Annotated in this window: 6 protein-coding genes; all 6 read left to right on the top strand. The window is 63.2% G+C overall.

The window, feature by feature from the left end:
- Positions 1 to 305 precede the first annotated feature (305 nt).
- Entirely contained in the window at positions 306 to 1574 is a 1269-nt protein-coding gene (locus ACIQ67_RS19550; protein WP_397536045.1) for a tyrosine-type recombinase/integrase, read from the top strand.
- A 106-nt stretch (positions 1575 to 1680) separates the two neighbouring features.
- Positions 1681 to 2355 carry a hypothetical protein gene (locus ACIQ67_RS19545; protein ID WP_397536044.1) on the top strand — a complete coding sequence of 225 codons (675 nt, stop codon included), beginning with the start codon at positions 1681 to 1683 and terminating at the stop codon, positions 2353 to 2355.
- 139 nt (positions 2356 to 2494) lie between these two features.
- Positions 2495 to 2755: a helix-turn-helix transcriptional regulator gene (locus ACIQ67_RS19540; protein ID WP_397536043.1), complete on the top strand. Its 261-nt coding sequence runs from the start codon at positions 2495 to 2497 to the stop codon at positions 2753 to 2755.
- Positions 2752 to 3492, top strand: a complete 741-nt coding sequence (locus ACIQ67_RS19535; RefSeq protein ID WP_397536042.1) for a Rha family transcriptional regulator — start codon at positions 2752 to 2754, stop codon at positions 3490 to 3492. Before ACIQ67_RS19540 ends, ACIQ67_RS19535 begins: the two co-directional genes overlap by 4 nt.
- Positions 3482 to 4318 (top strand): hypothetical protein, encoded by an 837-nt coding sequence (locus tag ACIQ67_RS19530; protein ID WP_397536041.1) that lies wholly within the window; start codon positions 3482 to 3484, stop codon positions 4316 to 4318. The genes ACIQ67_RS19535 and ACIQ67_RS19530 overlap by 11 nt, the downstream gene beginning before the upstream one ends.
- A 108-nt stretch (positions 4319 to 4426) precedes the next feature.
- On the top strand, positions 4427 to 4934 hold a 508-nt coding region (locus ACIQ67_RS19525; RefSeq protein ID WP_397536040.1), incomplete at its 3' end, for a hypothetical protein.

The following is a 4934-nucleotide window of genomic DNA, read 5'->3' as shown; positions in this document are numbered from 1 at the left end:
TCCGAATGGCTCGCCACGCGGGCGGACTTGTCGAAGTCCGGCCAACGGACAAAGTCTTGCTGGATGGTGTCGGCGAGTTCGCCTCCTAAGCGGCAAATACAGGTTCGATTCCTGTCGGAGGGACCAAGGCAAGCTTTCAGAAGGTCTCGCAAGGCATCAAGCCTCTAAGCAAATCAACGGCTTAGGGGCTTTTTCTTTGTCAGGATGACTCAGGACGGGGCTTTACAGCGCAGAGCAGACCGGGGAACATACCGGGGAACAAGCCGGGGTAGCGGGGCAAATCGGGGTAGTTGTTCCCCGGTTCCTTGATCCCGGACACCGGGGAACGCCAGATGCTGACCGATGCCGACTGCAAGAACGCCAACTGCCCGCCCGAGATGAAGCGCCGCCGGCTGACTGATGCGGCCGGGCTGTACCTGGAGGTCTCGCCTGCTGGCGCAAAGCGCTGGTTCTGGAAGTTCTACCCGGACGGCAAGGAATCCCGGCTTGCGCTGGGTAGCTACCCCGAGGTGACGCTGAAGGCCGCAAGGCTGGCCCGCGATGAGGCCCGCAAGGTCCGTAGCACCGGCACCAATCCGGTCCAGGCCCGCAAGGCCGCACTGATCGCCAAGCGAATCTCGGCCGCGATCACCTTCGAGGCCGTGACGCGCGAATATCACCAGATCAAGGTCGAGGCCTGGAGCGAAAGCCACGCGGCCCAGTTCCTGCGCTGCTGCGAGAAAGACCTGTTCCCCTGGATCGGCACCCTGCCCCTGCGCGATGTGTCGGCCCCTGTGCTGCTGGATACGCTGCGCCGGGTGGAAGCGCGCGGAGCCACCCAACTTGTGCGCGACCTGCGCGAGTTCGCTGGGCAGGTGTTCAAGTACGGCATCCACACCGGCAAGTGCGACAACAATCCGGCGCGCGACCTGACCGGCGCTTTCAAGGCCCACACGGTGCGCCACGCTGCCGCCGTGTTGACGCCGGCCAAGGCGGGCGAACTGCTGCGAGCGATAGCCGCCTACCAGGGCCAGCCCACCACACGCGCGGCGCTGCTGCTGTCTGCGCTGCTGTTTCAGCGGCCGGGCAATATCCGGGCGCTTGAGTGGGCCTGGATCGACCTGGACGGCGCGATGCTGACCATTCCTGCCTCAGAGATGAAGCGGCAGAAGGCGGGCAAGCTCAACGGCAGGCCGCATTTCGTGCCGCTGGCGGCTCAGGCGCTGGAAGCGTTCAAGAGCATTCAGCCGCTGACCGGGCACGGCAAGTATGTGTTCCCCAGCCTGCGCACTGGTGACAAGCCGATGAGTGAAAACACGGTGAATGCTGCCCTGCGCGGCATGGGCTACAGCAGCGAGGAAATGAGCGCCCACGGCTTCCGCGCGATGGCCCGCACGATCATGGTGGAGCAGATCGCAGGCGTTGACCCAGAAGTGATCGAGGCGCAGATGGCCCACGCCAAGACCGGCGCGCTGGGCGGCGCCTATGACCGCGCCGAGTACATGAGCAAACGCAAGGCCTTGATGCAAACCTGGGCCGACTACCTGGACCAACTCAAGGCCGGGGCCAAGGTGATTGAGTTCAAGGTGGCATGAGCGCCAGCTAACGGCATACTTGGTTTGCTGCGCCTAGGCTGATCCCCGAAAACCCGTTTCCCTGTCGGGCTGGCGCGGCATCCATTCAGGGGTGCATGAGGGATGCATGACGGACTTGTCGCATTGGGATTACACCTGGACATTTTCCGGCCGCGAAGTTTGCGCACTGATACTCGGTCTCGAACCTAGCGATGCATGGAACGACGCTGGTGGCAACTCCTCAAGGCTGGTTCCTGTTCTCCGGCGACTGCAGGAGGACTACGAGCGCGCACGCATTTCCAACCTTAGGTGCATCATAGAGACGACACCAGAAAAGCGACACGCCTACTTGACTGACATGTGGTGCATCGAGAGCGAAGGCATGCGTATTCGCGGCCGAGTTTTTGACAGGCAGCCAGAGGACCCAGGGCGAACTTTTTTGACTTGGCTTCAGAGCGAAGAGGCGCGCTTCGAGACGCAGCTTTTCAACCGGCGCTTCATACTGCCGTGGCTTGAGCGCGGGCAGTTGAGCTCCTGCTACAGCTTTGCCGACCCAGGTGGGCGCCCGCTGCCCGATGTTGACCTCGATCCGGCAGACTTGCCCCTGGAGCTGCAAGCGGCAAACATTGCCTTCCGAGCAGTGTTCAACGGTTACGGCGATCCAGAGTCGACTTTCAAAAACCGACTCACGGCATACCTTGAGGCCAACTTCGTCGGGCTGGGGACCGAGGCTGTAAAGCGAATTGCCACTGTTTCAAACCCCGACAAGGAACCCGGGCGCAAGAAAGTCGCAAAAGAATAGTCAGCCCTTTAGTTCCTAGTGTTCATGGGGAGAAACTCAATGGCCGACCCATTCCGGCATAGCCTATAGGCGATCCAAAAGGGCTATTTCAAGTCGCGCAGCATAGGCATCGTGACCTCACTTTCACTCGTGAGGCCACATGCAACACACCGAACCAACCAGCGGCGACGTGACGCAAGCGTCAAACCGCAACCCGCAACCGCTCCACGCCGTGCAACTTGCTGATGCGCTGCTGCGCATCACCACTGTGAGGCACGCCACCGGCCTATCGACCGCCACGATCTACCGCAAGCTCGCGGCCGGTGAGTTCCCTGAACCGGTGCGACTCGGAAAGCGCTGTACCCGCTGGAAATCTGAATCTATCAGGGCATGGATCCAGGCCCAAGGGGCCGACCAATGAGCGCCCCAAAGACAGAAGCCCCGACCGTTGGCGCGGTGCAGGGCTTCGGTGATCAATCACAAACTGGCAGCGGCGATTCTGGCACCGATGGCGGCGCCTTGGTACTGACCGCTTTCAACGACGAAGCACGGCTGGACTCCCGGCTGCTGGCTGGGCGGCTGGGCGTGCAGCATCAGAGCCTGTTCGAGCTACTCAAGACCTACCGCGCCGACTTCGAGCAACTGGGAAAGGTCCGATTTGAAACCGGAGCTTCAAGCGGCAGCCGCACGGGGCAGAGCGTCAAGTTCGCGCGGCTCAATGAGGATCAGTGCTATCTGCTGCTGACCTACAGCCGCAATAGCCGGCGCGTGCGCCAACTCAAGCTGGCTCTGGTGAAAGCGTTTCGGGATGCCCGCAGCGCAGCCGACTTGCATCGGGTCGAGTATCTGCCGGGCTATCACCAGCTTCATGACGGCATTCAGGCGCTGGCGGCTGGCTCGCCGAATGAGCGCTTCGTTCACCAGAACGTGAACAAGCTGATCAACAAAGTGGCCGGGCTTGCGGCTGGAGAGCGGCGAACTGCCCCGGTGCCGCAGCAGGCCATGCTGATCATGGCTCAGACGCTGGCGGCGCAGGCCATGCGCGGTGCACAAGATCATCACGAAGGCTATCAGCGAGCCAAGAGCGCATTGCAGTGCCTGGCAGCACTGACCCAAGCGCCGGGCGCTGACGCAGGGCTTCTCCATCATGAGCAATGACCGCGCGAAACGCGGCAAGGGGGATTCAGGGCGCGATGCTGGCGGGTTTGTGGCTCTGCCTTGGTCGGTACTGGACAGCCCCGCCTACAAGGCGCTGAGCTACCCAGCACGGGCTTTGCTGCTGGAGATTGCGCGCCAGTTCGTGCGCGACAACAACGGGCGCTTGCTGGCGAGCCGGGCCTACCTGGCAAAGCGCGGCTGGACTTCGGCCAGCGTGATCGACCGGGCCAAGCGGGAGTTGATCGCGGCCGGGCTGATCTTCGAGACCGTGAAGGGGCATCGGCCCAACAAGGCGAGTTGGTACGCCGTGACCTGGCGCACGCTGGATCGGCACGCCGACTATGAGCCTGGCGCAGTGGCGGCCTTCGAGCGCGGCGCCTACCGCACGCTGGAGATTGCCCCGACGCGACCGACGCGGGAACAGTGCTTTGAACGCTGGCGTCATGCTGGCAGCGAAAACACTGCGCCTAGTCCTGCTGGCGGAACAGAGCCACCCGCTATTGCTCCTGCTGGCGGAACAGGGAAGGCGCCGCCTGTTCCTGCTGGCGGGCCTATCAAGGCCACTTTGAGGGCTTCGCCTGTTCCTTCTCCAGAACACCATCTAGAGAAGCCATCTGCTGTAGCGCCAGCGACCAGCGAGCAGGACCGAGGGGGCATTGATGAGGTCGAGACCGTGCGCGTCCGTGATCAGGACTTGGACCCTGCGCTTTATGACTCGGCAACCGGCGAGCACCTGCGGCCAAGGCCCAAGCCGGCGCTTCAGCAGCGGGCCGGTGCGCAGGCATGGGTGACAGCAGCCCTGCAAGGCCGAGCCCGGCGCGCGTAAAAAGAACAGCGGGAAACAGCGTGTTTGCCTATTGGTTTCGGAATCTGTGGAGGCGCGAGGATGGGACGAGGTGGATCACGATACGGTGCTGGCCGACCGGCGCAGAATGTGAAGGCCGAACACTGCCGGCAGATCGACGCGCGCCGCTGGCAGCGCGAAGGAATCTTCGGCGAGTTCAGCGCAGGGATATGGGAATGGCGTGACGGCGAGACTGGCGCGCGGCGGGCATCCATTGGCTACAGCGGCGGCGGCTCTGCTGTGGTGCTGAGCTACCGGGTCAACGACCAGCCCATGCGGCAGTGCGTGTCGGTCTTGAGAACGGCCTGCAACTACGGCGGCAGCCGCGCATGGTTCGCCTGCCCAAGATGCGGGCGGCGCGTGGCGGTGCTGTACCTGCGCGGCCATGCTGGCTTCGTCTGCCGGCACTGCGGGAACATCGCCTACAGCAGTCAGAGCGAGGATCAGATGGACCGGGCATGGCGACGGCAGCGCAAGGCCGAAGCCAGGCTAGGCGAGCACTGGCAGCGCCCGAAGGCCATGCACCGCAAGACACACAGCCGGATCTTGGCCGTGATCTTGGAGTGTGAAGAGCAGCGCGACGCGGCGCTCTTCGCTT

Source organism: Roseateles sp. (assembly GCF_044373315.1).
Lineage (GTDB): Bacteria > Pseudomonadota > Gammaproteobacteria > Burkholderiales > Burkholderiaceae_C > JACDQM01.
This window is presented reverse-complemented; position numbering and strand designations above follow the sequence as displayed.

What these genes read in the sequence shown, in the direction of transcription:
- ACIQ67_RS19545 (WP_397536044.1), top strand. Translation starts at nt 1,681, where the DNA reads ATGACGGACTTGTCGCATTGGGATTACACCTGGACATTTTCCGGCCGC.
- ACIQ67_RS19540 (WP_397536043.1), top strand. Translation starts at nt 2,495, where the DNA reads ATGCAACACACCGAACCAACCAGCGGCGACGTGACGCAAGCGTCAAAC.
- ACIQ67_RS19535 (WP_397536042.1), top strand. Translation starts at nt 2,752, where the DNA reads ATGAGCGCCCCAAAGACAGAAGCCCCGACCGTTGGCGCGGTGCAGGGC.
- ACIQ67_RS19530 (WP_397536041.1), top strand. Translation starts at nt 3,482, where the DNA reads ATGAGCAATGACCGCGCGAAACGCGGCAAGGGGGATTCAGGGCGCGAT.